Source organism: Bradyrhizobium sp. CCGUVB1N3, from assembly GCF_024199925.1.
Classification (GTDB): Bacteria; Pseudomonadota; Alphaproteobacteria; order Rhizobiales; family Xanthobacteraceae; genus Bradyrhizobium.
This window is the reverse complement of sequence record NZ_JANADR010000001.1, coordinates 5,565,551-5,591,948: the sequence shown is the minus strand read 5'-3', so window position 1 is coordinate 5,591,948 and position 26,398 is coordinate 5,565,551. Positions and strand designations below refer to the sequence as shown.

22 protein-coding genes are annotated in these 26,398 nt (G+C 63.5%); 13 read left to right on the top strand and 9 right to left on the bottom strand.

Translation table 11 applies throughout. The annotated features are described in order from the left end of the window. Positions 1 to 122 precede the first annotated feature (122 nt). Together NLM33_RS26675 and NLM33_RS26670 are read left to right on the top strand one after the other, a co-directional pair. Positions 123 to 1,271 (top strand): AraC family transcriptional regulator, encoded by a 1,149-nt coding sequence (locus tag NLM33_RS26675; RefSeq protein WP_254100339.1) that lies wholly within the window; start codon positions 123 to 125, stop codon positions 1,269 to 1,271. A gap of 262 nt (positions 1,272 to 1,533) precedes the next feature. Further along, positions 1,534 to 5,157, top strand: coding sequence for an autotransporter domain-containing protein (locus tag NLM33_RS26670; RefSeq protein WP_254100337.1), 3,624 nt, complete (start codon positions 1,534 to 1,536; stop codon positions 5,155 to 5,157). Positions 5,158 to 5,753: 596 nt separating this feature from the next. Here the strand turns inward: NLM33_RS26670 and NLM33_RS26665 are convergent. Continuing rightward, positions 5,754 to 6,044: a helix-turn-helix domain-containing protein gene (locus NLM33_RS26665; RefSeq protein ID WP_254100335.1), complete on the bottom strand. Its 291-nt coding sequence runs from the start codon at positions 6,042 to 6,044 to the stop codon at positions 5,754 to 5,756. A 337-nt stretch (positions 6,045 to 6,381) separates the two neighbouring features. Between NLM33_RS26665 and NLM33_RS26660 the strand changes: the two genes are divergently transcribed. Continuing rightward, positions 6,382 to 6,978 carry an SH3 domain-containing protein gene (locus tag NLM33_RS26660; RefSeq protein WP_254100333.1) on the top strand — a complete coding sequence of 199 codons (597 nt, stop codon included), beginning with the start codon at positions 6,382 to 6,384 and terminating at the stop codon, positions 6,976 to 6,978. Here NLM33_RS26660 and NLM33_RS26655 read toward each other — a convergent pair. Continuing rightward, positions 6,957 to 7,256: a hypothetical protein gene (locus tag NLM33_RS26655; protein WP_254100331.1), complete on the bottom strand. Its 300-nt coding sequence runs from the start codon at positions 7,254 to 7,256 to the stop codon at positions 6,957 to 6,959. The two genes, NLM33_RS26660 and NLM33_RS26655, sit on opposite strands and share 22 nt — an antisense overlap. Between NLM33_RS26655 and NLM33_RS26650 the strand changes: the two genes are divergently transcribed. Continuing rightward, positions 7,140 to 8,018, top strand: a complete 879-nt coding sequence (locus tag NLM33_RS26650; RefSeq protein ID WP_371930136.1) for a lysozyme inhibitor LprI family protein — start codon at positions 7,140 to 7,142, stop codon at positions 8,016 to 8,018. The genes NLM33_RS26655 and NLM33_RS26650 overlap by 117 nt on opposite strands. Positions 8,019 to 8,044: 26 nt before the next feature. On the opposite strand, the gene NLM33_RS26645 is transcribed toward NLM33_RS26650, so the two are convergent. Further along, positions 8,045 to 8,968: an amino acid ABC transporter substrate-binding protein gene (locus NLM33_RS26645; RefSeq protein ID WP_254100327.1), complete on the bottom strand. Its 924-nt coding sequence runs from the start codon at positions 8,966 to 8,968 to the stop codon at positions 8,045 to 8,047. Positions 8,969 to 9,033: 65 nt separating this feature from the next. Next, the gene (locus NLM33_RS26640) at positions 9,034 to 11,682 is read right to left on the bottom strand and encodes an EAL domain-containing protein (RefSeq protein ID WP_254100325.1); all 2,649 of its coding nucleotides are present in this window, start codon (positions 11,680 to 11,682) and stop codon (positions 9,034 to 9,036) included. Between the two features lie 789 nt (positions 11,683 to 12,471). Here NLM33_RS26640 and NLM33_RS26635 point away from each other — a divergent pair. Continuing rightward, positions 12,472 to 13,578, top strand: coding sequence for a LamG domain-containing protein (locus tag NLM33_RS26635; RefSeq protein WP_254100323.1), 1,107 nt, complete (start codon positions 12,472 to 12,474; stop codon positions 13,576 to 13,578). On the opposite strand, the gene NLM33_RS26630 is transcribed toward NLM33_RS26635, so the two are convergent. Beyond that, positions 13,491 to 14,054 (bottom strand): PaaI family thioesterase, encoded by a 564-nt coding sequence (locus NLM33_RS26630; RefSeq protein ID WP_254105889.1) that lies wholly within the window; start codon positions 14,052 to 14,054, stop codon positions 13,491 to 13,493. The genes NLM33_RS26635 and NLM33_RS26630 overlap by 88 nt on opposite strands. Positions 14,055 to 14,381: 327 nt before the next feature. Between NLM33_RS26630 and NLM33_RS26625 the strand changes: the two genes are divergently transcribed. The 3 genes from NLM33_RS26625 to NLM33_RS26615 are packed head-to-tail and all read left to right on the top strand — an operon-like array spanning position 14,382 to position 17,086. Further along, on the top strand, positions 14,382 to 15,044 hold the full coding sequence (locus NLM33_RS26625; protein ID WP_254100321.1) for an FABP family protein: 663 nt from the start codon (positions 14,382 to 14,384) through the stop codon (positions 15,042 to 15,044). A 21-nt stretch (positions 15,045 to 15,065) separates the two neighbouring features. Then, positions 15,066 to 15,776 (top strand): dihydrofolate reductase family protein, encoded by a 711-nt coding sequence (locus NLM33_RS26620; RefSeq protein ID WP_254100319.1) that lies wholly within the window; start codon positions 15,066 to 15,068, stop codon positions 15,774 to 15,776. Positions 15,777 to 15,784: 8 nt separating this feature from the next. Beyond that, positions 15,785 to 17,086 (top strand): NAD(P)/FAD-dependent oxidoreductase, encoded by a 1,302-nt coding sequence (locus NLM33_RS26615; protein ID WP_254100317.1) that lies wholly within the window; start codon positions 15,785 to 15,787, stop codon positions 17,084 to 17,086. An 8-nt stretch (positions 17,087 to 17,094) separates the two neighbouring features. Here NLM33_RS26615 and NLM33_RS26610 read toward each other — a convergent pair whose 3' ends face one another. Beyond that, on the bottom strand, positions 17,095 to 19,221 hold the full coding sequence (locus NLM33_RS26610) for a methyl-accepting chemotaxis protein (RefSeq protein WP_254100315.1): 2,127 nt from the start codon (positions 19,219 to 19,221) through the stop codon (positions 17,095 to 17,097). 294 nt (positions 19,222 to 19,515) lie between these two features. On the opposite strand from NLM33_RS26610, the gene NLM33_RS26605 reads away from it, so the two are divergent. Beyond that, positions 19,516 to 19,950, top strand: coding sequence for an EVE domain-containing protein (locus NLM33_RS26605; RefSeq protein WP_254100313.1), 435 nt, complete (start codon positions 19,516 to 19,518; stop codon positions 19,948 to 19,950). Between the two features lie 49 nt (positions 19,951 to 19,999). On the opposite strand, the gene NLM33_RS26600 is transcribed toward NLM33_RS26605, so the two are convergent. Then, a complete protein-coding gene (locus tag NLM33_RS26600) occupies positions 20,000 to 20,293 on the bottom strand; it encodes a hypothetical protein (RefSeq protein WP_254100311.1) in 294 nt (97 codons plus the stop codon). Between the two features lie 125 nt (positions 20,294 to 20,418). Next, positions 20,419 to 20,766: a DUF3088 domain-containing protein gene (locus NLM33_RS26595; protein WP_254100309.1), complete on the bottom strand. Its 348-nt coding sequence runs from the start codon at positions 20,764 to 20,766 to the stop codon at positions 20,419 to 20,421. 133 nt (positions 20,767 to 20,899) lie between these two features. Here NLM33_RS26595 and NLM33_RS26590 point away from each other — a divergent pair, with 133 nt between their 5' ends. From NLM33_RS26590 to NLM33_RS26580, 3 genes are all read left to right on the top strand, one after another. Further along, complete coding sequence (locus NLM33_RS26590) at positions 20,900 to 21,265, top strand: hypothetical protein (RefSeq protein ID WP_254100307.1); 366 nt, start codon at positions 20,900 to 20,902, stop codon at positions 21,263 to 21,265. 87 nt (positions 21,266 to 21,352) lie between these two features. Beyond that, on the top strand, positions 21,353 to 23,212 hold the full coding sequence (locus NLM33_RS26585; RefSeq protein ID WP_254100305.1) for a long-chain fatty acid--CoA ligase: 1,860 nt from the start codon (positions 21,353 to 21,355) through the stop codon (positions 23,210 to 23,212). A 365-nt stretch (positions 23,213 to 23,577) separates the two neighbouring features. Beyond that, on the top strand, positions 23,578 to 24,087 hold the full coding sequence (locus NLM33_RS26580; RefSeq protein WP_254100303.1) for a hypothetical protein: 510 nt from the start codon (positions 23,578 to 23,580) through the stop codon (positions 24,085 to 24,087). A 43-nt stretch (positions 24,088 to 24,130) separates the two neighbouring features. Here the strand turns inward: NLM33_RS26580 and NLM33_RS26575 are convergent, their stop codons facing one another. Then, complete coding sequence (locus tag NLM33_RS26575; RefSeq protein ID WP_254100301.1) at positions 24,131 to 25,093, bottom strand: AraC family transcriptional regulator; 963 nt, start codon at positions 25,091 to 25,093, stop codon at positions 24,131 to 24,133. A gap of 397 nt (positions 25,094 to 25,490) precedes the next feature. On the opposite strand from NLM33_RS26575, the gene NLM33_RS26570 reads away from it, so the two are divergent. Continuing rightward, a complete protein-coding gene (locus tag NLM33_RS26570; protein ID WP_371930135.1) occupies positions 25,491 to 26,261 on the top strand; it encodes an outer membrane protein in 771 nt (256 codons plus the stop codon). Positions 26,262 to 26,398 lie beyond the last annotated feature (137 nt).

Genomic DNA, 26,398 nt, shown 5'->3' with positions numbered 1-26,398 from the left:
GCCAATAATTTCAACAGTTATTCCCTGCCCTCATTTGGGGGCGCACCGCAGTGGGCTCTTCACTATGATGAGTCTATCGCCGTTGGAGCATTGCGGCGTTTGAATATCGAGACTGATCACTTTTGCGCGCGGGCGGAGGATTGCCAGGGAGAAGGCCCGCAAGAGTTATCATTCTGACTGACCTGCCTGCTGCAGCGATAACGGTTTTAGCTCGCCTTGCGCTGGTCATCTCAACGCTGGCGACCGGCGGTCGTCCGGGTCCACATCGCCGACGCCGGCGCGTTCGCTTCGAGAAAGGGACCTCGTCGTTGCTGCATAAGACGGTGTTTTCCTCACGCGACCTGCCTTCAGATTTGAGCGACAAGGCGAGATTTGCGCGCTGGCACGATATTCACGTTGCAGAGGTCTGGTCGGTCGAATACAGCGTTTCGGACAAGCTGCCTTTCGAGGCCGATATCGAGGCCACGGCCGTCGGGTCGCTGGTTCTTGGCCAGATGGCTGGCACGATCAAGCAGGCCAACAGACAGGCCGGGAACATCGCGGACGACGGTCGTGATGGTTATCTCCTGCTCGTCAACAGGGGCGATACGGCACTGGCCGGCACGCAGGTTGGCCGTGACTACAGTGTCGGACCCGGACAAGCTGCTTTGGTTTCGGCGGCCGAGCCGCTGAAAATGATCGGCGGAGATAGGAATATATGGACGAATGTGGTGATCCCCCGCGACGTGCTCGCCACCACGTTCAAGCATATCGATGACAAGCTGGCATTCCGCATCGACGCCGAGAACGAGGCGCTGGGTCTGCTTACGCGCTATTGTCGCGTTCTCGAAGCCGGCCCGCCCCTCGTTTCACCCGATCTCATTGCCCATGTGAGCGAGACGATCGTGGATCTCGTCGGCTTGGCGACCGGCGCAAAGGGCGAGGCCGCCGAACTCGCGGGCTCGCGAGGCCTGCGCGCAGCACGGTTGCAGGCCGTCCTGGCCAAGATCCGAGACGGCTTTACGGATCCTGGCATCTCCGCGCGAACGGTTGCACGGGACCTCGGGCTGTCCATCCGCTACGTTCACGAACTTCTGGAAGAAACCGGCTTCAGCTTTGCTGAGCACGTGCTCGAGTTGCGATTGCAAAAGACGAGACAGATCCTGTCCGATCGAATCTACGACACGATGCTGGTGAGCGAGATCGTCTACTCAAGCGGCTTCAGCAGTCTTTCCTATTTCAACCGCGCCTTCCGCCATCGCTTCGGCTGCACGCCTCGTTCCGTCAGATAGCGCCGCCGATATCCACAAATCGTTCTGACCCGCCCGGCGCACGATGGCGCGCCGCCCAAACGCTCCGCCAAGCCGCGGGTGAAACGCAGTCATGGCGGTAACAAATCCACCGTTGCCTCGCAGTAACGCCGCGTTGAAAAACGGACCCAACGCACTCCAGGTCAATTCCCCCGCACTCGAGGACAAGACGGTCTCGAAACCCGATGCGATAGCTCCAAGTACCAAGGCCAAGCGCCTGTTGCATTAGGGATTTTGGATTCACATGGGTAGGATCAGGGTGCGCAACGCCGCGGCATCGACGGCTCTTGGACTGGGATCGATCAGCGGCCGCCGCCTTTTGTCGTCGACCTCCGTTCTCGCTCTGGTGTTATCAGCTGGCCTGGCATTGCCGGGTCTCGCTCAAGCGGCCGATTGGACGGGCGCGGCGTCCACGGATTGGTTCACGGCCGGGAACTGGAGCCCCGGCGCCGTCCCGACAGCGGGCGACAACGCGATCATTGACGCGACGACGCCGAATCCGACGGTTGTGAATGCGGCGAACGCGGCCGCGCAGTTTGTCATCGTTGGCAATGTCGGCACTGGCGCGCTGACGATTACGGGCGGCGGTACGGTCAGCACCGTACTGGGTTGGGTCGGGGAATCCGGGGGCTCGAACGGCACGGTGACGGTCGCCGGCGCGGGCTCGACCTGGACCAACAGCTTCGACCTGCTTCTCGGTAAAAGCGGCACCGGCACGGTGAACATTTCCAACGGCGGCGTGGTCAGCAGCGTCACGACCTCTATCGGCTATTATGCGGCTTCCACCGGTACCGTCACAGTCGACGGCGCCGGCTCGACCCTGACCAACAGTGGGGATCTCAATGTCGGCATATTCGGCGCGGGTACGCTGGCTGTTTCGAACGGCGGCAACGTCAACAACGCGGCCGGCTATGTGGGGGCGGGAGGGGGCGGGGTTGGCGCCGCATCCGTTGACGGCGTGGGCTCGACCTGGACCAACACAAGTACCCTCACCGTTGGCGCTAACGGAACCGGCACGCTGACCGTGTCCAATGGTGGCATGGTCCACGACACCGACGGCTATCTGGGTTTCCTGGGCACCGGCACGGCGACAGTTACCGGCGTCGGATCAATCTGGGCCAATACCGGCAATCTTAGCGTCGGCAACGTGGGCACCGGCACGCTGAACATCCTGAGCGGCGCTCTGGTCACCAGCGTCGGGGGCGTCATGGGCAACCTGGCAGGTTCCACCGGCACGGTGACGGTCAATGGAATCGGTTCGAACTGGGCCAACAGCTCAGACCTCTGGGTCGGCAACCACGGTATTGGCTCGCTGACGATTTCAAACGGCGGCGTCGTGAGCAACGACGGTGGTGTTGTTGGTAACCTCGCGGGCTCGACCGGCGTCGCGACGGTCGACGGCGTAGGCTCGATCTGGAGCAACGCGTCGGGCCTGCTTATCGGCAACGCCGGCGCCGGCACACTGACGATCACGAATGGCGGCACGGTGAGCAGCATGGCGGGCTATCTGGGCTACGCTGCAGGCTCCAACGGCACGGCGACGATCGATGGCGCCGGTTCGACCTGGACCAGCAGCGGCGCCCTCCTGGTTATCGGCAACGTCGGCGCCGGCACACTGAATATCACGAATGGCGGCACGGTGAGCAGCATGGCGGGCTATCTGGGCTACGCTGCAGGCTCCAACGGCACGGCGACGATCGATGGCGCCGGCTCGACCTGGACCAGCAGCGGCGCCCTTCAGGTCGGTGTGAACGGTACAGGCACCTTGACGATCTCGAACGGCGGCAAGGTCAGCAACACCATGGGCTATCTGGGCGCCAATGTCGGGTCGCTCGGGACGGCTACTATCAGCGGCGCTGGCGCGACCTGGATCAACAGCTCGGACCTCTCCATCGGCAGTGGCGGGACGGGCACACTGACGATTGCGAACAGCGGCGTGGTATCAGTCGGCGGCATTGTCACCATTGCCAGCCTGGCCGGCTCCACCGGCAATCTCAACATCGGCGCTGCGCCGGGCTCGGCAGCGGCGGCGCCCGGCACGTTGACCGCGGCCACGGTCCAGTTCGGCGCCGGCACCGGCGCCATCAATTTCAATCACACCTCGTCGAGCTATCTGTTCTCGCCGGACATCACCGGCACCGGCGCCGTCAACCAATTGTCAGGCACTACGATCCTGACCGGGAACAACACGTACAATGGGCCAACCACGGTTGACGGCGGCACGCTGTTGGTCAACGGCTCGATCGCGAACTCCACCACCATTGTGAACACCGGCGGCACGCTGGGCGGCATCGGCACCGTTGGCGACACCACGATCAGTGGCGGCACGCTGGCGCCGGGCAACCCGAACTCGATCGGCACACTCACAATCGCGGGCAATCTGGTGCTGACCACGGCCGCGACCTACATGGTCCAGGTCTCTGGCGCATCCGCTAGCAACACTGTGGTGGTGGGCGCGGCGCAGCTCGCCGGCACCCTTGCGGTGAACCTGACCGGCCGTGTCACGACGACCACGACCTACGTCATCCTCAGTTCGGCGAACACGACCGGGACGTTCGATACGATCTCGATCAGCAACCCGGCCTACGCCCGCAACGCGCGGGTGAGCCTGGCGGCCAACGGCGACGAGCTGCTGACGCTCGACGCCGGATTGCTGTCGCCGACGCTGCCTGGTTTCGCCAATATCAACCAGAAGAATGTCGCCGCAGGGATCGACAACGCGCTGCTCGCCGGCGGCTCGATGACGACCGGCTTCAACAAGCTGTTCGGCGCGACGGGCCAGAACCTCCTCAACGGGCTGACGCAGGCCTCCGGCGAAGTCGCCACCGGCGCGCAGCAAGGCACCTTCAGTGCCATGGGCCAGTTCCTCAACACGATGCTCGATCCGTTCTTAGGCAACCGCAACGATCCAAGCGAGCCGGCGGGCGGGGCCTCGCGCTATGCCGACGACGGCGCAGCCACGCGTACGAACGCGGGTCGCGACGCCTATGCGGCAATCGACAAGGCGCGTGGGAATTCCTTCACGCAACGCTGGAACGTGTGGGCGGCCGGCTATGGCGGCTCGCAGACCACCGACGGCAATACCGTGGTCGGCTCGAACACCGCGACCAGCCGCATCGCCGGCGTGGCCGCGGGCGCCGATTACCTGATATCGCCGAACACGCTGGTCGGCTTCGCGCTCGGCGGCGGCGGCACCAGCTTTGGCGTCGCCAACGGGCTCGGCAGCGGAAGCTCCGACCTGTTCCAGGCCGGCGTCTACGCACGCCACACCATGGGCAACGCCTACGTTGCCGGCGCGCTCGCCTATGGCTGGCAGGATGTGACGACGGATCGCACGGTGACCATCGCCGGCGTCGACCATCTGCGCGCCAAGTTCAACGCCAACGCGCTGTCGGGACGCCTCGAAGGCGGTTATCGCTATGTCACGCCCTGGATGGGGATCACGCCGTATGCGGCGGCGCAGTTCACCAGTTTCTTCCTGCCGGGCTATGGCGAGCAGGCGGTCTCCGGCGCCAACACATTTGCGCTGAACTATGCCGGCAGGGACGTCACCGCCACCCGCAGCGAGCTCGGCCTGCGCACGGATCGTTCGTATGCCCTGGAGACGGCGATCCTCACGCTGCGCAGCCGTGCGGCATGGGCGCACGACTACAATCCGGATCGCGCGATCTCGGCCACCTTCCAGACCCTGCCGGGCGCGAGCTTCGTGGTGAACGGCGCGGCGTCTGCGCACGATGCCGCGCTGCTGACGGGCGCGGCCGAGCTGAAATGGCTGAACGGCTTCTCGCTGTCCGGCACCTTCGAAGGTGAGTTCTCGAACGTCACCCGCAGCTACACCGGCAAGGGCATCGCGCGGTATCAGTGGTGACCCGCGCCGTGGCGAAGTCGAAGTCGAATGGGCCATCGCTTATTTGGGCGATCTAAGGCATGCGATACACATTCGACTTCGTGATCAATGGAGTGTCCTTTTCAAGGCTACTCAGGCGTTCCGCTTTGATATGTGCGGCTGTCTTTCGGACTCGCGGCTCGAACGTGAGCTGGCTCGTCGATTCAACGGCAGAATAGCGAACATGCTGACTTCTGATGTCTCCGTCGGCAACGCTCACCGCGCGGCCCGTTTTGTTTGTCCCGAGTGCGGCGATCTCGCCTGGGAGCTATAACCGCACTTGCTTCGCGAAACGATGATGGCGTACGATGGTCTGACTTCGCCTACGACAGCGGATACGAGGCTTCATCCAAGCTCGATCACGTAGGCCCCTTTGATTTCGAGTGGGCTGCGTACTCTGCCGAAATCAGACGGGCTGATCGGGAAACGTGACCTGCGGATTTCCATCCGCCATTGCGCTCCCGTGACAAATCTCTAAAGCGCGATGAGATTGGAATGAATCGTCATCGCGCTTTAGGTTGTTGTTGTTTGAGCCTAATCTTTTCGGAAAGCCGCTCCACACTTTTCCGGATCATGCTTTAGCGCTCCGTCTCGTCCGCACCCCGAACATCGCGGCGCGCCTGTTCGCGTGCGTCCGATGGCGTCATGCCGAAGTGGCGGCGGAACGAGCGGGTGAAATACGGCAGGTCGCCGAAGCCGGCCCGGAGCGCGATATCGCCGATGCCGAGGCCGGCGGATTCCGGATCGCGCAGCAACCGCCTGGCTTCCAGCAATCGCTGCGTGATGACGTATTCGGTGAACGTGGTGCCGTCGCTCCCGAACAGCTTCTGGATGTAGCCGCGCGCCACTGCCGCCATGGCGTTGCGCATGGCGGCAGTGGCGCAAGCAGCCCAAGGCAGCGAGAATCGATACGGTGGCGCGGGATGAGTTTTGATTGAATAGGCTCACCGCGGTTTCGGTTCACCTCTCCCCTTGTCGCCGGGGAGAGGTGAATCTTCGACGCCGATCCAGCTCAACCTTGGTTGAAGAGCACCCCGATTTGCGAGGTGAGTTGCGGGGAAGCTCCACCGCGCGATCGTTACCCCCCGCGCATTCGTGCATTGTGCGTTGAACCAATTTCACGCTGGGCCCGACGACCTGTTGCTCCGCTCGTTGGCCGCCTGATGACGCCAATGGCCGGGTCAAATTGAAGGTGGGTTTTTGCAGATGAACAGGAAGATTCGATTTGCGGTGCTGGGCATCGGCGTGGCGTGGTGCCTGTCGACGGCTGCCGCAGTTGCGGCCACCGTGGATACGTCGGGCGTCACGGCCTGCGCCTTGTCCGGGTGGTCGAATGATCCCGATCCCTCCGGGCTCAACATCCGGGCAGCTCCGAGAGCGGATGCGGAGATTATCGGCCACGTACCACCGGCGGAAGCGCAGGCCGGCGACCGCTATGCGGCGGAATTCCGCATCACCGGCAGCCGCAATGGCTGGTTTCTCGTAAGCCGCGTCAAGTTTGCCGACTATGGAAGCGGCAAGGGTGATCGGATTCTGTTTGGCGGTCCCGGCTGGGTTTTTGCGGACAAGGTCAGGTTTGTCATCAACCGCGCGGAGGTGCGTGCCGCTCCCGCCGAAAGCGCCCAGCTTCTTGCGACGCTCCGAACGACCGACGGAGGCGGGGGGCCGGACAGTGCGACGATCGATCATGTGTTCGGCTGTTCCGGGGCGTTTGCCGAGGCGGCCGTGCACATGGAGGGCCAGCGCCAGGTCCGCGGCTGGGTCACCGGCATTTGCAGCAATCAGGTGACGACGTGCCCCTGATGCTTGAAGTCGCGACGCGATTCCCCACGAGGTTTTCCTCGAAGCCGGTTCTTCGCACCGTGACGGTGACAGCAGCCATTGCCGCGGCGCTGACGTCGATCACCACCCATCGCGCCGTGGCAATGAACTGCCAGGCCGCCTCGACCCGTCAGGAGAAAGCGATCTGCGCCGACCCGGCCGCCAAGGCGGCCGATGAGCAAATGGCAGAAGCCTTCGCCACTCTGCGATCCCAGACATCCGGGCCGGACCGCGACGCGCTCGTAGCCGATCAGCGTCATTGGATCACGACGCGCAATGATCTGTGCGGCCATGATTCACGCGGTCAGCCGCTTGCGGGACCGGCGCTGTCGGCCTGTCTCGGCACGCAGAGCGATCAACGCCGTCTCTTTCTGTCCGGCATGCCGGCCGATGGCCCGGGTTTGCCGGGATCGATCCGGCCGTTTTTTCTCAGGGGCAAGGGAGATGGCCGGGTGGTTTCGGGGCTGCGGTTCACGGCGCCGCAGTCGGCCGGCGAGCGGCTGTTCAACCGCGCCGTCGACGGCCAACTCAAGAACGTCAATGTATCCGACGGCAGCGAAGGGGATACGACGGACGACTTTTCCATGACGCTCAGCTATGCCTCGCCGGCGCTCGTCTCGGCCCATGTCGTCATCTCATACCCTTCCAGCGCTCATCCGGTGGACTATCACGTGGACATCAATGTGGATCTCGTGGCGGGCCGGATGCTGGCATTTGAGAATGTCTTCCGCCGCGAGGCGCTCGATTCCCTCGTGGCCCAATGCCGGCCGCAACTGGACGACTTCATTGGCGAGGCGGCGAAGGCCGATCTCAGCGACAATGATATGCGCGAAAGCATCCTCAAGGACCGCGAAAACCTGGTGCGAACGTCAGTCGGCGATATCCAACGATGGAGTCTTGGAAGCCGTCAGATGACGCTGACGATCGACGACGCCGCGAAGTCCCGCATCACGAGCATCTGTCACCTCGATATCGCCAGCCTCAAGCCATTGATGCAACCAGGCTTCAATCTCGCGCCGTGACGCGGAGCCACTTTACGTGGTGGTGCTCACTGCGTGCTGTTTCCCACGAGATACGCACCGGGTTCGCCACTGTCGATCAGATGAGCGATCGCGCGCTGGAGCGGCGCGCTCATCGGAACATTAAGATTGACATCGTTCGGCGGAATCGGAGCCTGAAACCACTTTGCATAGATTTTCTGGATGTCCCCACTACGATAGATGGCCGATATTGCCTCATCGACCACTTTCTTGAAGGCCGGATCGTCGCGCCGGAGCATGATGCCGTAAGGCTCGATCGACAGCGCCTCCTCTGACACGGTGTAGTCGCCGGGGATCGGCGAAGAGGCCACCCGGCTGTGGAGCAGGATATCGTCCATCACGAAGGCGTCTACGCGATCGGATTCCAGCATCCGGAACGCCTCACCGTTGTCCTTGGCCGCCAGGATGGTGAGACCGAGATGACGCTGCGTGTTGAGCTCGCTGATCTGCTTGAGATTGGTGGACCCGATGGTGGAGGCGACCGTCTTGCCCTTGAGGTCGTCCAGGGTTCGCAAATTGGCCTTCGCCTTGGCCATGAAGCGATTCGCGGCGACGAAATACGTGGTCGAGAACGACACCACTTTCTGCCGCTCGACATTGTTGGTTGTCGTTCCGCATTCGATATCGATCGTCCCGTTCAATACCGACTGAATGCGGCCCGATGGGGTGACGGGCACAAGCTTGACGTCGAGCTTTTCCAGACCGAGGCGCGCCTTCACGGTGTCAGCCACCAGATAGCAGAGATCCATCGCATAGCCGACGACCTTCTCGGTGCTGTCGTAGTATGAGAACGGGATCGATGATTCGCGATGTCCGATCGTGATGGACCCGGTGCTTCTGATCTTCTCGAGTGTACCGGTCGCTTCGCCGGCGAACACCGGATGGCTCGCGATACTCAGCGCGGCCGCGGCCAGCATGATCTTGATGCGCATCCGTCCATCTCCTCTTTCTTTGGAATCGACAAGTCGTATCTGCAATGGATGGTCGTCTCGTCCGCTCATGCCGTGGCCGCCAGGCCCGCCGGCGTACCGTGCCGATCGAGGCGGGGCGGCCGACCCACGATTTGCGCATATTGGTTGATCGATGCGGGCCTTCCGATCAGGAATCCTTGCGCGAAATCGCAGCCCGCACGAGAGAGAATGTCGAGCTGTGCCTGCGTTTCGACGCCCTCGGCAGTGACCGGAAGCTCGAGCCCGCGCGCCAGTCCGATAAAGCCGTGCAAGATCGCCTTCGATTGCGCGCGATCGAGGTTCGAAATGAAGCTCCGGTCGATCTTGATCATGTCGAACGGGAATGCCTGCAGATAGGACATCGACGAGTAGCCGGTGCCGAAATCGTCCAGCGCGAAGCGCACTCCAAGCGATTTGAGCCGGCGCAGGATCGAGACTGCGCCGGAGAAGTCATCGATCAGGACGCCCTCGGTGATCTCGAGCTCGAGTCGGCCTGCGCTCAGTCCGGTCTCGATCAGGATTTCATGGACGAGCCGCACGATGTCATCGTTGCGGCACTGCACGGGCGACAGATTGACGGAAATCTTCAGCTCGTTCGGCCATGACGCGGCCTCGCGGCACGCGGCGCGCAGGATCCATTCTCCCATGGCGACGATCAGCCCGTTCTGCTCGGCGAGCGGAATGAAGATGCCGGGCGGGACCAGGCCACGCCTCGGATGTTGCCAGCGGACCAATGCTTCGAAGCCCACGATCTCGCCGCCCACCCGCATCAGCGGCTGGAAATCGAGCCTTAGCTCGCCGTTGGCGACGGCGGATTGCAAATCGTGCTGCAATTCGCGGCGATCGCGCAGTTGCGCCCCCATGTCCGCCTCGAAGAAACGGATCGCATTGCGTCCTTCCGATTTGGCGCGATAGAGGGCGATGTCCGCATTGGCCAGAAGCGTCGTCGGGTCGTTTCCGTCGTCCGGAGAGCGCGCCACGCCGATGCTCAATCCGATGCGCACTTGTCGTCCGGCGATCTCTATGTCGCCGATGAGGGCCGTCCGCAGCTGCTCCGCCAGCTGGCCGGCGGCCGCGGCCTGCGCATCGCCGAGCGTGACCACGATGAATTCGTCGCCGCCGACCCGTGCCAGGAAGGCGTTCCCCGTGACTTCCTTCAGACGCCGCGCGACCTCGCACAGCAGCGCGTCACCGACCGGATGGCCGTGCAGGTCATTGATCTCCTTGAAGCGGTCGAGGTCGAGGCACAGAATCGCGAACGCCTGGCCGGCGCGGATCGTTTCGTCCAGCGTCGTCGCCAGATACTCGGAAAATGACGCACGGTTGTGCAAGCCGGTCAGCGCATCATGATGCGCGATGTGCGCGATCCGCTTCTCGGCGCGCTTTTGCTCGGTGATGTCCTCTACCGTCGTCACGAAGCCGCCGCCCGGCACCGGCCGAAATACGACCACGACCGCTCGTCCATCGGGAAGCTCGGTCACGAAGCTCGCCGGCCTGTTGGCCGCAACGATGGCCATCAGCCCGCTGATGTAGGCGTCGGGGCCGTTTTCGGTGTACAGCCCTTGCGAAATCTGATGGTCGAAGATCTGGCGCAGCGTGGTGCCCGGTTTCGTGAGCTCGCCGCTGATGTGGAGCATCTCGGTGTAGCGGTCGTTACACACGATCAGGCGGTGATGCTCGTCGTACATGCAGACGCCTTGCGACTGGTTGTTCAGTGTTGCGTCGAGCTGAATGCTCTGCTTGCGGAAGTGCTGCACGAAAACGGCTCCGATGCCGCCGATGGCGACGACGAGCACAATGGTGAGCCCGATCAGAAACAACGCCTCCGTCCGCCAGCCGGCGAGCGCGGCCGGGACCGTGGTGCTGGTGGTCAGGTGGATTGGGACGTTGGCAAGGCGCGCGCCCGCGATCAGCCGGTCGGAGCCATCGACCGGATCTTGCAGGCGAGTGACGCCGCTGCCGGATCGCATGATCTCGTCCAGCCGGCCGCCGGACAAGGACTTGTCGATCGGGGTATCGACGTGCGGATAGCGTGCCAGCATCACGCCGTCCTGGCGGAGCAGCGCAATCGATTCATCGGATCCCCGGACCAGCGATCGATAGAGTTCCTCGAAGTACTGAGACTTGATCGTGCCGACCACGAGGCCGAGGAATTCTCCGTCAGACCCCATGAATTTCCGGGCCAGCGGTATCGTCCAGGCTCCGGTACGCCGATCCTTTTCTGGTCGGCCGAGCTTCGAGCTCAAGGCGGGGTTGGTCTTGAGGGCCTGGAAATAATCCTGATCCGCGACGTTGAGGGGCGGGGCGGGCCACGCGATGGACGAATTGATCAGCGTCCCATCGGCGCCGACCAGCATCACGGCCTCGATATGCGGAAAGCCGCTGATCTTGTCGTCCAGCATGAGCTGGATATCGCGGCTCGCCATGGCACGTGCGTAGACCTCGTCGGAGACGACGGCGAGGGTTTGCATGTGCTCGATCAGACTTGCCTCGATCAGATCGACGGCCTCGAAGTCACGCGCCGCCTGCTTGGCCAGCACCGTCGCGGTTGCCAGCAGTTGCTGCTTGCTCTCCGCGATCGCGTGATCACGCAGGTTGGACAGGATGAGGGCGATGGTGCACACGACGAGCGCGATGAGGAACGCACCGCACAGCATCAGAAAGGCAACGGGACGGATCGAGCCAATTCGGCGCATCGGCGCGGCTCGATCCCCCGGCGCGAACATCGCTAACAGGCTTTTGGGTGAGCGAGCGGCGGCCAGCAAGATGATTCCTTCGACGGTCGGTCGGGCGTTCGGAAATCCTAAATTTTAGGTATTTTTGATCAGGTTAAAGCCGACGCACGGTCGGTTCCCAAATACCAGTCATGGTTACGTGGGCGTTACACCGTGGCAGATGATGTGCAGCAGTGCGCAAAAAAAAAGGCCGATAACCGTCTCGTTGCGGTCACCGCGATCATTGCGGTGCCAGTGCACTCAGAACAGATCGCCCATCAGAGCCCCTTCGAAAGGGCCTCTGAATCACATTCGCTCGCAGCATCGCTAGGTCTGTCGACTATAGCCCGAGAACTGACTTGACCGATCCTGCTTCGCTGAAAGCGGGCCGACTTCCGCGAAAGTGCGCGACCCGATACGCCAGTCTAGTCAACGCAAGCTCGCTGAGCCCGCCCGTGCTCCATCGAAAGTACGCCGCCGTCCGACCAGTCGGTGCGTCTTTGTTCGGGCCTTGACCATCTCCATCAAAGGTTGTAATATTGTTAATGTACGCTCGAACCGCCAAAGCTTGCACTTCCGCGCTTTTCGCGAATGCACTTGGTTCGGTGATTTTCGACAATTTGAAAGTCGACTGAGATCAATTTCCCTCCGCGGTTCTGTCGCGGAGGCGGCGTCAACGTGTGCGAATTGGTCTTGATCTAGAACGAGTGGTGCCATCGGCGCTGTTCGCTACGACGCGCGTTGCGATGGCGGCAACATAGGCGCATCACAATGGCCATTGGTAATTTCGCTGCCGAAGTTATGGCGGACGGCCCGATCGGTTTCTGGCGCTTGGGCGAACCTGCAGGCAGCGCGACAGCAGCCGATTCGTCGGGTAATGCCAACAACGGTAGCTGCACGGGCGGAATCACATTCGGCCAACCCGGCTTTCATGGTGGTGACACCGCGGCGCTGTTCGACGGCATGTCAGGCCGTATTGTCGTGCGGAACAGCAACTCGCTAAATCCTCCGCATATCACGATGGAAGCGAAGGTTCGCTGGGATGGCGCAAATGACCGCTACCAGCGGATCGTCGAAAAGTCGAGCTTCCCTGAACTGGCACAGTACGGTTTCGGCATCCTTCCAAACGGGCATGTACATGTGGAGTTGCGGACGAGCTCCGCGCCGGTCAGTGACGCCATCGACAGCATCGCTGTCCTGTCAATTGGGATCGAGGCCCATATCGTCGTAACCTATGACGGCTCGCTGATCAGCATCTATCTCAACGGTGCGTTGGACAACCAAAGTAGTGCACCGGGAAGCATTTCCCCCAAGCCCCCGACATCGGCAAACCTCATCGAGTCTGGCGTCGGGATTGGCAATCAGACGCAACGCGATCGACCATTCAAAGGCTTGATTGACGAAGTTGCCCTGTACCCCAGGGAGCTTCCGGCTGATCGCGTGCTTGCGCACTATCGGGCGCAGTTCGCTGAACGTCAGATCCATCAGTACGCGGCGAAATTCGTCTGTGGCAAGACTGATGGTGGGATTGTTGCGCCCGGGACGTACTTCACAGCGATCAACGTGCACAACCCGCTCTATACCGAGGCGCATCTTCGCGTGAAGGTCGCGATCGGCCTCCCCGGACTGATGCCGGGTGCCGTGTCGAAGTTCCATCCGGTGAGATTGGGTCCGGACGAGGCATTGGAGATCGATTGCCCGGACATTCGTAAGCTCGCCGGGCACTCAGCAGAGTTCATGAAGGGCTTCGTCGTCATCGAGAGCCAAACCGAGCTTGACGTGGTTGTCGTCTACACTGCCGCCGGCCGGGACGGCCAGGTCGAAACCCTGCACTTGGAGCGCGTGCCTGCGCGCAGCCGCAAAGCAGGTCTACCGTGAGGCGTGCGTGACGTTCGAAGTGCCGCTCGTGCTCGGTATCGGGTGCAACAAACGTTAGCTCGAAAAATCAGGCAGGTCGTCGTGCCATGCGCGAGCAATTGGCCCATGGTGTCGGTTACGCGGCCTTCCGCCGTCCCGACACGACGGCCGCAGTTCAGGACTCGGCCCTCGGCCCTGATCTGGCCGGTCTCCAGCGTGATGGCTCGGACAAGCGAGATCTTGAACTCGAGCGTCGTGCTGCCGACGCCTCTTTCGAGCATCGATTGGATGGCGAGGCCCATGCAGCTATCGAGAAGAACCGCCGTGAGACCGCCATGCACCGTCCCCCAGGGATTGAGGTGCGCGCCTGTAGGATCGAGCGTGATAGCGACCCGACCACTTTCGGCCTCCACCACGTCGTAGCCCAAGGTCTGTGCGATCGTGTTCAGGGGGAGCGCCCCGCTGGCAAGGCCCTTGACGAACTGCAGCCCGCTCATCTCCTTTTGTCGCTCGGGATCGACGGTCCCGTAGGTCCTGTTGGCCATGTCTGCCTTCGATCCTCTCAGCAATGGTTGCGCTGGACGACACCCAACCGGAAGGTGACCACGAGAGCCACCCGAATCCTGACTCGCTGGCCGCGTTGGCTTTTTTCGGCTCCTGATCGACCCTTGGGCACCGTCCCCCGGCTGTCCTTTTCCGAAACCTTCCGGATCCTGGTCCAGCAATCGTCCGTGCGCGGCGCCGGTGCCCGCTCGCGTTTGTGAGACGCATGCGGAAGCCACCTCGTGCTATTGCTGCTCCCCGCACCCCCGCGAGGTCATCCCATGCTCCCCATCCCCGCCGACATCTTCACCGAGCCCGACGACGTCTCCCCGGACGCCCTCGCCAACCTCGGGCCGCTGCGCCGCCTTGCCGGCGTCTGGCAGGCCGACAAGGGCGTCGATATCAACCCGAAGGCCGACGGCCCCGAGCGGCGGACATTCATCGAGCATATCCGGATGGAGCCGATCGATCCGCAGGCCAATGGACCGCAGCTGTTTTATGGGCTGCGCTACCACATCCACATCAACACGCCCGCGGAAGACATCACCTTTCACGATCAGGTCGGCTATTGGCTGTGGGAGCCGGCGACCGGGCTGATCATGCAGACGCTCGCGATTCCGCGCGGCCAGGTTTTGCTGGCGTCAGGCAAGGCCGGGCCGGATGATCGGAAGATCTCGGTCACGGCGAAGCGCGGCGACACGGCTTACGGAATCTGCTCGACCGACTTTCTGGAACAAGCCTTCCGCACCGACACTTATCGCTGCGACATCACCTTCAACGATGACGGAAGCTGGACCTATCTCATCCAGACCGAGCTTTTCGTGCGAGGCGCACCGTTCAATCATCACGACACCAACACGCTCAGGCTTGTCGAGGCGCCGAAGCTCAATCCGCTCGCGGTGATCCTGAACGATCGCGCCAAGCGCGGCGGACCAGCGACCTGAGAAGCAGGTACGGAGAATTGCATGAAGCCTTACGTCATCTGCCTGATGGCATCGAGCGTCGATGGCCGCGTGCATCACAGCCGCTGGCGGCCGAAGGGGGCGGGCGCGGACTGGTTCGAGCGGATCCATGACGAGCTCGGCGGCGATGCCTGGCTGATCGGCCGCGTCACCGGCTCGGAATTCGCCAAGGGCAAGCCCTATCCCGCAACGACGAACGCGAAGCTCCCGCGCGAAAACTGGTTTGCGCGGCGCGACGCCAAAGCCTACGGCGTCGTGCTCGATGCGCACGGCAAGATCGGCTGGGGCCGCTCCGATATCGGCGGCGATCCGATCGTCGTGGTGCTGACCGAGGGTGTGTCGGATGCGCATCTTGCTGGCCTGCGCGCCGAGGGCGTGTCCTATGTCTTTGCCGGCAAGTCAGAGATCGGTCTTTCGCTCACGCTTCAAATCCTCAATCGCGAGCTCGGGGTGAAGCGGCTGCTGCTGGAGGGCGGCGGCGCCGCCAACGGCGCATTTTTGCGCGCGGGTCTCATCGACGAGCTGAACCTGATCCTTTGTCCGGCCGTGGACGGCGCCGGGGGCGCGCCGATCGTGTTCGATTCGATTGACGCCGACAGCGAACAGCGTGCGCCCGTCACCGCGATGACGCTCGAGAGCACGCGGCCGCTCGGCGGCGGCGTGCTGCTGTTGCGCTATCTCTTGCAGAACGATCCGAACGCCGCGGGCCAATAAGCACGGGCATGTCGGACACGTTGGAGCACATCGTCATCGTCGGCGCCGGCGCGGCCGGCCTGATGGCCGCACGCGAGCTCGCCCGCGCCGGCCGGCGCGTGACGATCCTGGAAGCTCGCGCGAGGTGCGGCGGGCGGATTTATCCGCTTCCCGCCGCGGATTTCGGATATCAAGCGGCCGGCGGCGCCGAGTTCGTCCATGGCGAGGCGCCGGTCACGCGCGCTCTGCTCGCCGAAGCGGGGCTCTCGTTCGAGGCGATCGAAGGGACGCAATGGAGCTTCGATCATGGAAAGCTCTCGCGCGAGGCGCGCCACGATCCGCATGAGGCCGAGCTTCACCGGGTGGTGAAGGGGTTGAAGGACGACCTGACCGTCGCCGGATTCTTGCGCCGGAACTTCGCGGACAGCCAGTACGAGTCGCTGCGGCAATCCGTCGAGCGGATGGTGGAAGGTTACGACGCCGCCGATCCCGAGCGCGCCAGCACGCTGGCGCTGCGTGACGAATGGATGGATGGCGGACGGCACATGCAGGCCCGTCCCGTCGGCGGCTATGGCGCTCTCATTGCATTTCTGGAGGCGGAGGGCCGTGCCCTTGGCGTCGATATCCGTCTCGGATGCGTCGTGTCAGGAATCGAGGAGGCGGGTGGCCGCGTCGTCGTCCATTGTGGCAATGGCGAGGTGCATCATGGCGACGCTGCGGTGCTCACCGTGCCGCTGCCGCTGCTCAAGGAGATTGCGCTGCCGCCCGTTGCGCGTGAGAAGGCTGCGGCCGCCGCGGATATCGGCTTCGGCAACGTCATCAAGATCCTGCTGCGTTTCGAGAGCCGCTGGTGGCTCGACCGGCAGGCCGATCTCACTGACCTGACTTTCCTGCTCTCGGATGAGAAAATCCCGGTGTGGTGGACGCAGCATCCGGCCGAGCGTGCCGTGCTCACGGGCTGGTTCGGCGGTCCGCAGACCGCAGGCCTCGCCGGTCTCGGCGAGGCGGAGCTGATCCAGGCCGGGCTCGCTTCGCTTGCCGGCATCTTCGGCCTGTCGCCGGACGATCTGGCGCAACGCCTCCTCGCCGCCCGCGCGATCAACTGGGCGCATGATCCCTTCGCGCGCGGCGCCTATTCCTGGGCCACGCCGCAAACGCGCGATGCGCAATCGGTTCTCGCCAGCGCGGATGGCGCGGCCGTGCTGTTTTCCGGCGAAGCCCTTTACCGCGGCCGCGACATGGGCACGGTCGAGGCGGCGCTGGCGAGCGGTCAGGAGACAGCGGCGGTTATCCTGAAGGGCGTGTCAGGTAAGACCAAAGCGACGAGATGAAGTGCAGGCTAGGCTGCGCGCACCGATTCCAGGAAATTGCCGACCTCGAGCTTAAGGCGGCTGGAGTCGCGGGCCAGCAGCTGGGCGGCTGACAGCACCTGCGATGAGGCCGAGTCGGTCTGGCTCGCGCCGTCGCGCACGTCGGCGATGTTTGCGGATACCTGCTCGGTGCCGAGCGCCGCCTGCTGGACGTTGCGAGCAATTTCCTGCGTGGCCGCGCCCTGCTCTTCGACGGCGGCGGCGATCGCCGAGGCGATTTCCGACAGTTGCGCGATGGTGGCGCTGATCTCCCCGATGGCGCCGACCGACTCCTTCGTCGCCGCCTGGACGCCCATGATCTGGTGGTGGATTTCCTCGGTCGCTTTCGCCGTTTGCTGCGCCAGCGCCTTCACCTCCGCCGCGACCACGGCGAAGCCGCGGCCGGCTTCGCCGGCGCGCGCGGCTTCGATGGTCGCGTTCAGCGCCAGGAGATTGGTCTGGCTGGCGATCGAGTTGATCAACTCGATGACGTCGCCGATCCGGTTTGCCGCAAGCGACAACTCTCCGACGCGCTTGTTGGTGTTGTGGGCCTGCTCGACCGCCTCACTCGCCCTGCGCGCGGATTCCTGAACCTGGCGGCTGATCTCGGTCACCGACGAGGTGAGCTCTTCGGTGGCGGTCGCCACCGAGTTCACGTTGACGGAAGCTTCATCGGAGGCCGCCGCGACCGCAGTGGTGAGCTTCTGCGAGCGGTTGGCCGTCGCCGTCAGCGTGCCGGCGGAAGCCTCGAGCTCGGTCGCCGCGGACGACACCGTGCTGACGATCTCACCGATCACGGCCTCGAAATCGCGGGTGATGGCGTCGGCCCGGCGGCCGCGCTCGATCTGCGCCTCGGCGTCCCGTGCAGCCGCTTCATCCGCGAGTTTCTTCGCGATCAGCGCATCCTTGAAGATCTGCAGCGCGTTCGCCATGGTGCCGATCTCGTCCTTGCGATGTCCGTCCGGGATTTCGACGCCGAGTTCCCGATCGGCAAGCCGCAGCGTCGCCCCGGTCAGCCGCGCCAGCGGCCGGATCACCTGGCGCATCGCTACGAGCACCACGGCGATCGAGGTGGCGAGCACGACGAACAGAGCCGCGAGAGCCCAGCTCAGCCGCATCTGCGCCTGAGCAATCGCAGCGTCATTGGCTTTGTGGGCAAAGTCCAAGGCAGCATCGCGCAGGCCCAACACGCTGTTCAGGACACCGGCGATCCAGCCGGGCCACTCGGCTTCACTGGCCGGAGAGGGGCGGCCCTCGCGCGCGGCAGCGGCGACGTCGCGAAACCGTGGCTCGCCTTCGGTCATCAGCTTGGCGCGCACCTGGTCGATCGAGCGAACGAGCTCCGGCGCCGCGCCGGCATTGAGGACGCCCTGTTCGATCTGCCGCCAGATCAGCGCGATCTGGCCGGTCAATTCGGTGACCTCGACGTTCTGGACAGCAGACAAGGGTTGATTGCGGACAAAGAGGCCGAGGACCGCCGCACGCGCACCGTTGATGGTGCGCATGCCTTGTGCGCTTTGCGCGAGTTGCGCCGACGGCAACAGGTTTTCTATGTCGCTGCCGGTGCGCGAAAGGTTGATCAGGACTTCGCCGGTCGCGATGGTGAGGGAGTCGACGGCGCGCGCAAGCCCGTCCACGATCGCCGCCTGGCTGTTGGGCGGGCGCTGCGCCTTGGCCATGACCGCCGCCTGGCGCCCGGCACTGCGGGTTTGTCGTAACGCAAGCTCGGCAGCTTCAATCGGCCCGACCGGGAGGTCCGCCGCGCCAACGGCCTTCTTGGCCGCGTCGATGGCAGCATCGGTGCCGGCGACAACTTTGTCCAAGGCCGACAATTTTTCGGACGTCGCCGCTTCGGCCGTCGCGCCTGTAACTGCAAACCAAGCGGTACGCTCGGCCGGAATCAGGCTGTTGGCCTTCATCACCAGTTCGAACGCGGTGAGTGCGCGCGCGGCCGCTTCCCGCTTGCGCAGATCACGCCATCCATCCCAGGCGACCGCAACGGCGAAGGTCACGGCGAGGAGGCCCGTAATCAGATTGCCAGCCAGGATCTTCCATCGCAGGCTGACCCCGCGCTTCGAGCGATTTGCGGATGAGTGCGGCGAAGGAAACTCTGACATCGGTTGGACCAAACTCATCCGGGCGTTTTCACGATAGGCTCGGCCAGTGGCCGACGCTCGCCATTAGTGTACTTAAGTAATTGCAACCAAGACGTTAAGTGAGTTTGCGGCCGGCCTGAACGCGATGCTGCTGATCGCGGCAAGCGCCAGCTCGAAAGGCCACGGCGCAGGGACGGCCGACGGGTCCTGATTCTCGGCGTGTCCGGCCTGGCCGAACCCCGTGCGCCGAATGGCTGCTGCCAGAATCTGACACTGCCTGCTGCTAAAGGTCGGACCTCTGTCGGAGGACCTCACATGAAGCACTGGATCGCCGTCGCCTCGGCCAAGCATGTCCGGATCGGGCGTGCGCATGGCTTCATGCAGGTCTGCCACGGCAAGGGCGGGCCGCTGCGGCGGATCTCGCCGGGCGATCACGTCGCCTATTACTCGCCGACCGAAACCTTTGGCGGCAAGGATCGACTCCAGGCTTTTACCGCGATCGGCGTGGTCAAGCCGGGCGTGCCCTATCAGGCCGACATGGGTGGCGGCTTCCATCCGTTCCGCCGCGACGTCGCATGGAGCGACGCTGCCGAGGTGCCGATCCGGCCGCTGCTCGAAAGCCTCGCGTTTGCGCGCGACAATCCGAACTGGGGCTACAAGCTGCGTCTCGGCCTGTTCGAGATTTCAGGCGAGGATATGGAATTGATCCGCCATGTGGCGACGTCAAGCCGGCCGCTGCTGCTAGTCTGACGATGCAGACTTCCATGCAAAAAGCCCGCATCGCTGCGGGCTTTTCTTCTCACCAGCGGTGGCCGCCATAATAGCCGTGGGGCCTGCCGTGATAGACATGTGGCCGCGGATAATAGCCGTAGCTCCGGTAATGCGGGCGATAGTAGCCGTGAGGCCGCCAATGATGATGGCGCGGGCCGTGCCAGTGATGATGCCGGCCTTGCGCGCTGATGTCGGTCGATTGGCCGGCCTGCATGTGCGGCTTTGCCGCGGTCTTGGCCGCGTCCTTGCCGGCGGCGTTCGCCGCGGATGAACCTGCGAGCGCCGCAGAAGCAACAGCTATCACCACAAAGAGATTCTTCATTCCGTCACTCACTCCAATTGATGTCTGCGGAGATAACGGCATGGGTCACCTGCGCGTTCCGGCGACAAAGTGCCGCCTTGCCCAGCGCCTTGCCGGCGCAGAATCGCCGCAAAGTCTTCAGGGCTTCATGGATGCGGATCAGGAAAGCCGTGTCGCTCGGTGAGAACAGCCAGGATCGCGTCCTTGTCGGCGACGAATGCGCGCCCCTGATAGCTGCCGGTCTGATGCGGTGATGTCGCCCCGTCAGCGAGCACGAGCAGTGGCAGCCATTGATTTGCTTCGCCCACGAGGTCGATGACCGCCTGACGCGGCCGCGGCCAGGCGATGCGTTCGACGTCAAGTCTTTCGGCTAGATCGGGAAACGAGGCCAGCACGCCCTCGATCAGTGCGCAATGCCAACAATAGAAGTTTCGGCCCGGATAGGCCGGATCGGCAAAGCCGGGTCGCAGGAGGAACAGATGATCGCGCGTCATGGAAATCAAGTCCCTCTTGCTGAGGTCCCGGAATATTATGGCAGGGAGCCATACAACACATTCGCGGTTAACGCCTGAACGTGTTGGCCGCCCGGTGCGACAGATGCACAAGATTTCACGTCAAGAGTTTGTCATGAAGCGCGCCGCCATCCTCTGCATCGCCTCGTTGTTCACCCTCCATGCGGGCGCCGCGGCCGCCAAGTCGATCACCTGCTCCTACCCGCAGGACCAGGAGCTGACGTTCGAGGTGCCGAAAAAGCAGGGCGGCCTGCCGCCGATCGACTTCGACTACCCGTCAAAGGTCACGCTGTTCAGCTTCCGCGACGACAATCTCCTGGTCGTCGCCATGGACGAGTCGGACAAGAGCCGGGTGCGGGTCGTGATCTCGGCGCAGCGCGACAAGGCCAAAGGCATCTACGCCGGGCAGATCGTGACCGACCTCGGCGGCAACCAGCTCATGCTCGATAACGGCCCCGTCACCTGCAAGGCGAAGGGGTAACGCCGGTATCGCCGAGGATCAAAACGCGCCCACTGGCCGGGATCACTGTCGGTCTCTACATTGGCGACGGCACCGCGGGATGATTCTATGGCAGACCTCACCGCTGACACCCAAGATCGCCCGTGTTCGCTGGCGCAGGTGACGACGCTGCCACAGCTGTTGCGCTGGCGCGTCACGCTGACGCCGGGCGGGGAGGCCTATCGGCAATACGATGTGACGGTCGGACGCTGGGCGAGCTATTCCTGGCAACAGATCGATGCCGAGATCGAGCGCTGGCGCCTGGCGCTCGCCGCCGAAGGGTTTGCAGCCGGTGAGCGGGTTGCGATCCTGATGCCCAACGGCATCGCGCATATCGCGATGGACCAGGCGGCGCTGTCGCGCGGTCTCGTGCCGGTGCCGATGCACGCGGTCGACAACCCCGACAGCATCGCCTACATCCTCGGTGATTCCGGCGCGCGCCTGCTGCTCGTGGATACGCTGGAGCGCTGGCACGCGATCGTCGCGACCGGCCAGCCGGTCACTGCTCTCACGCGCGTCGTCTGCGCGAGTTGGTCGGATGCATTGGGTCCTGCGTCCACCGACGCCCGCGTCGTCGCGCTCGATCGCTGGCTCCCGGCGAAGGCCGACGGCCCCGCGATAACCGACGTCGCCGTCCGGGCGGATGATCTTGCTGCCATCGTCTACACCTCGGGGACCACCGGACGGCCGAAGGGGGTGATGCTGTCGCATGGCAACGTCGTTGCGAATGTGAAGGCGATCGCGCAGCGCATCGCCGCCGAGCCGGACGACGTCTTCCTCTCCTTCCTGCCGCTCTCGCACACCTTCGAGCGAACCGGCGGTTATTACTATCCGATCGCGGCGGGCGCCTGCGTCGCCTATGCGCGTTCGGTTGCGCTGCTCTCCCAGGATTTGAAGCACGTGCAGCCGACGGTACTGATTTCGGTCCCGCGGATCTATGAGCGCATTTTTGCGCTGATCATGCAGCATCGTGAAGCGGCCGGTCGCATCGAGCGCGCGCTGCTCGGCCTTACGCTCACCGTCGGTGGTCGGCGCTTTGACGCGCGGCAGGGCAAGCGCTCGGTTTCGCTGTTCGACCGGCTGGCCTGGCCGATTCTGAAGCGCCTCGTCGCCGACAAGGTGCTGGCACAGTTCGGCGGGCGCTTGCGCGTGGCCGTCTCGGGCGGCGCGCCGATCGCAGAACCCGTCATCCGCCTCTTTCTCTCGCTCGGGCTCGACGTCCTGCAAGGCTACGGCATGACCGAGACCTCACCGGTCGTCTCCGTCAACACGACTGACGACAACGACCCGCGCTCGGTCGGCCACGTCCTCGACGGCATCGACGTCAAGCTCGGCGAGAAGGACGAGTTGCTCGTCCGCGGCCCGAGCGTGATGCTCGGCTATTGGCGCCGGGAGGAGGAGACGCGCAGGGTCAAGGAGGCCGACGGCTGGCTGCACACCGGCGACCAGGCGCGCATCGAGCATGGCCGCATCACCATCACCGGGCGCATCAAGGACATCCTCGTCACCTCCACTGGCGAGAAGATCGCGCCGGTCGATCTCGAAACCGCGATCCTTGCCGATCCCCTGTTCGAGCAGGCTTTCGTGATCGGCGAGCAGCGACCGTTCCTCGCGGCCTTCGTGGTGCTCAATGCCAAGACGTGGGAGCTGGAGCAACAGAGACTCGTGGGCCTCGGCAAGCAGGGCGAGGGTGGCGAGCGTGCCGCACTGCTCGCGCGGATCGCTGCGGCCGTGAAGGACTATCCGGCCTATGCGACGCCGCGTGCGGTCTCGTGGTCGCTGGAGCCGTGGACGATCGCGGCGGGGCTGCTGACGCCGACGCTGAAGAACAAGCGCCCCGCGCTGGAGCATCGCTTCGCGGCGGAGATCGAGCAGATCTATGCAAAGAAGCCGCCGGCGGCACCGCGGCCGGCGCCTCCTGCGCTTTGATCGCGCCGCCATCGGGCGGCGAGTGATGCGGACAGATTCAGTCTGCGGTTGCGCCGGAAGTATTTTCTGGGGCACGTCATCCCGTTTCGAGGGGCGGCGCAATCGTATGGCTGTCGTTCTGCATCATCTATTTACCAACATCATTGCCTGTCGTGGCCGGCTGAATGTTGGGCGTTCGGTTCCAAGACAATGAGGGCCCAGCCCGGTAGGAACTCGGAACGATTGAGCCCCGCCTGGCTGGTTACGGCGGATCGCCTGGTCGCAATGCAGGATATCCCGGATCTGTTGCTGGACTCGGGCTCGTGGTGCGGATTTGCGATCCCGGTGAACCGTGTAGCTGCAAATCCGAAGTCAGCGATGTCGCGTTGGCGAGCGGGATTCCGTCCGCACTTCAGCGCGGCTGCTTAACTGGACGCAGGTGTGACGCAATGATTGTTCGCATGTTGGATGCTCTCATACGCCTGGCCAGAAGGTTGGTCGCGATTCGCTTCAAGAAAGTGGTGCGGTTGATGACGTGCGACGTCGAGACGGATTGTCTGTGCGTTGCCTCGATCGTCCGCTCGATCGATGACGCGCTCTCCGTGGCCGAAGCCGAACGGGCCAAGGTCAGCTTGCGAATTGACGATGTCCTGGCGCGCGCCGCGGTGACGAGCGGCAACGACGTCGACGAGTATCTGACCCGCGCGTCGCTCGACGTCCATCACCAAAATCTGCTCGACACGGAAATCTCGGACGGTCGACTCCGATTGGAGCAGTTGTCGCAGAACATCGAGCACTTCCGCTCGTTGAAAAAGGCGCTGTTGACCCGCTTTCCGGATTTCGAGACGGTGCCCGATACCGGCGCGGCGAGCCCGTTGTTGCGGAGTGTTTTCTGATCGATGACGTCCGATCTTCCAACCGAACCCGATCGGCGGCGTCTCAGGCGCCGCGCATGTCGGACGGTGTTACACCGAACCGGCGTCGGAATACGCGGTTGAAATAGGACACGTCGGGGAATCCCGCGGAATGGGCGAGGTCGCTGACCTTGCGCCATCGATTGAGAGGATCGAGCAGTAGCTTGCGCACGAGCAGCAGGCGTTGCTCGAGCAGGAATTCGGTGAACGTGCTTCCCGTCTGTTCGAACATGCGCTGGGCATGGCGCGGACTGACGCCCGCTTTCTGCGCGACGGAGTAGATCGTCAGGTCGCCCCGGCTCAGATTGGCGATGACGTCGGCGCGCATGAGCTCGAGCCGCACGGCGGAATGCCCCTTGTTCGCCAGTTCCGTGCGGTCGGCGTCCGTCCCCAGCAGCAGGGCGACGAGGTCGACCATGTGTTGCGCCATCAGGTGCTGGCCGACCACGTCGGTGTGCGGGCCAAGATTGGCGGCAAGCGCGTGGTAGCGAACGATGGCTTCCCTGATGGGAGCTTGACCGCCAAGAACCAGCCCCAGCCGGTCCTCGGCCTTGGGGCAGATCGACAGCAGCAAGGATCGCGGGATTCGTATGGTCTTGAACCGGCATTCGTTGTTCAGGCGTGCGCCACCCGGCACGCTCATGTCCCCGAGGCCCATTTGCGATTCCGACAGTTCGATCGACTGTTCGTCGTGCCGTACGAGCACGCGGCCGGACGTGGCGATGCCGAGCATCATGTCGTCGCAACCGTCGTTCAGGATTTCGCGCGTGCGCGAGAATTCAGCCGACGATCCGCTGGGGACGACCAGTGCCAGGCCGCCCAGCAGGCTGATCTGCAATTTGCAGTCGATGCTGCCTCCGTCGCCCGGCTGGATGTCGGTCTTGAAAGTGCACCGGCACAATTCCTCGCGCCATCGTTCGTAATCGCGCCCGTGCGGCGCGCCCGTGTAGGTGTTGACAAAGAAATTCGGCGCGCTCGCTTGTTGCATCATGACTCCTTGGCTCGCGACAGCCCAAAATATTCGGAGATCGCGCGCAAGCGAAAGGCCCGCGCCAGCGGACATCGCGTCAATCTACACGATTGGCGCTGGAGTCCAATCGTGGCGAACCCGGTGTCTCCCGCGCCTTGATCGCGCCGCCATCGGGTGGCGGGCGACGCCGAGAGGTTCAGTCTGCAGTTGCGCTGGAAACCATTTTCAGCAGCGGCTATTGCGTGGCCGTTCTGCATCACAGCGCCGCCGTCACGATTGCAGGGCGCTGATGGTGAAGCGATTGGCGCTGCGTTCCAAGACAATAGGGAGTGCGGATGTTACTCCCAGGATGCGCCGGATGCTTCCCCACCCGTGCGCTTTTGGACGCGAACATACGTCGCGTCAGGGCACGGAGATGAAAATGAGAAAGTTAACGCTGGCGATCTCGCTGGTTCTGGTTGGAACGGCTTCCGCGCTCGCCGCCGACATCGCGCCAAGCTACACCAAGGCGCCCGTCGTCGCGCCCATCTACAACTGGACAGGCGTCTACATCGGCCTCAACGGCGGTGGCGCTTCGAGCCACAACTGTTGGGATGTTACAGGTTTTCGTGGCTTTCCGATTACGCCGTCAGCGAGCGAAGGCTGCCATAACGCGACTGGTGGCCTCGCGGGCGGTCAGATCGGGTATCGCTGGCAGGCATCCAGCTGGGTATTCGGCCTGGAGGCTCAGGGTAACTGGGCGAACTTGAAGGCATCGAATCTGAGCTTGCCGGCTGCGTTCGGCAACATGGTGCGCAACACGTCCAAGATCGATGCCATCGGCCTGTTCACCGGTCAGGTCGGCTATGCTTGGAATAACGTGCTCTGGTACGTGAAGGGCGGCGCTGCGGCGACCCATGACAAGTACGATGGCTTCACGCGTTTCAATAGCACCACTTTTGATCAGGCAAGCGAGACGCGCTGGGGTGGAGCGGTCGGAACCGGAGTTGAGTTTGGCTTCGCGCCAGGCTGGTCGGTTGCCGTCGAATACGATCATCTATTCATGGGACGGCGCGATGTTACCTTGACGTCCACCCTCGCTCCGGTCGGCGCCGTCTCACGCAACGAGAGCATCAAGCAGGACGTTGACATGGGCACCGTCCGTGTGAACTACACCTTCGGCGGCCCAGTGGTTGCGAAGTACTGATCTGCTGCGAGCAATCTGCTCCGATGAAAGGCCGGCCTCGCGCCGGCCTTTTTGTTGGTGCGCGAGGCATGGCGCGGAGCGCCGTGACTGGCGCGATTTGACCGGAGTGGTGTCCGGTCGATGACCTGGAAGTGAGA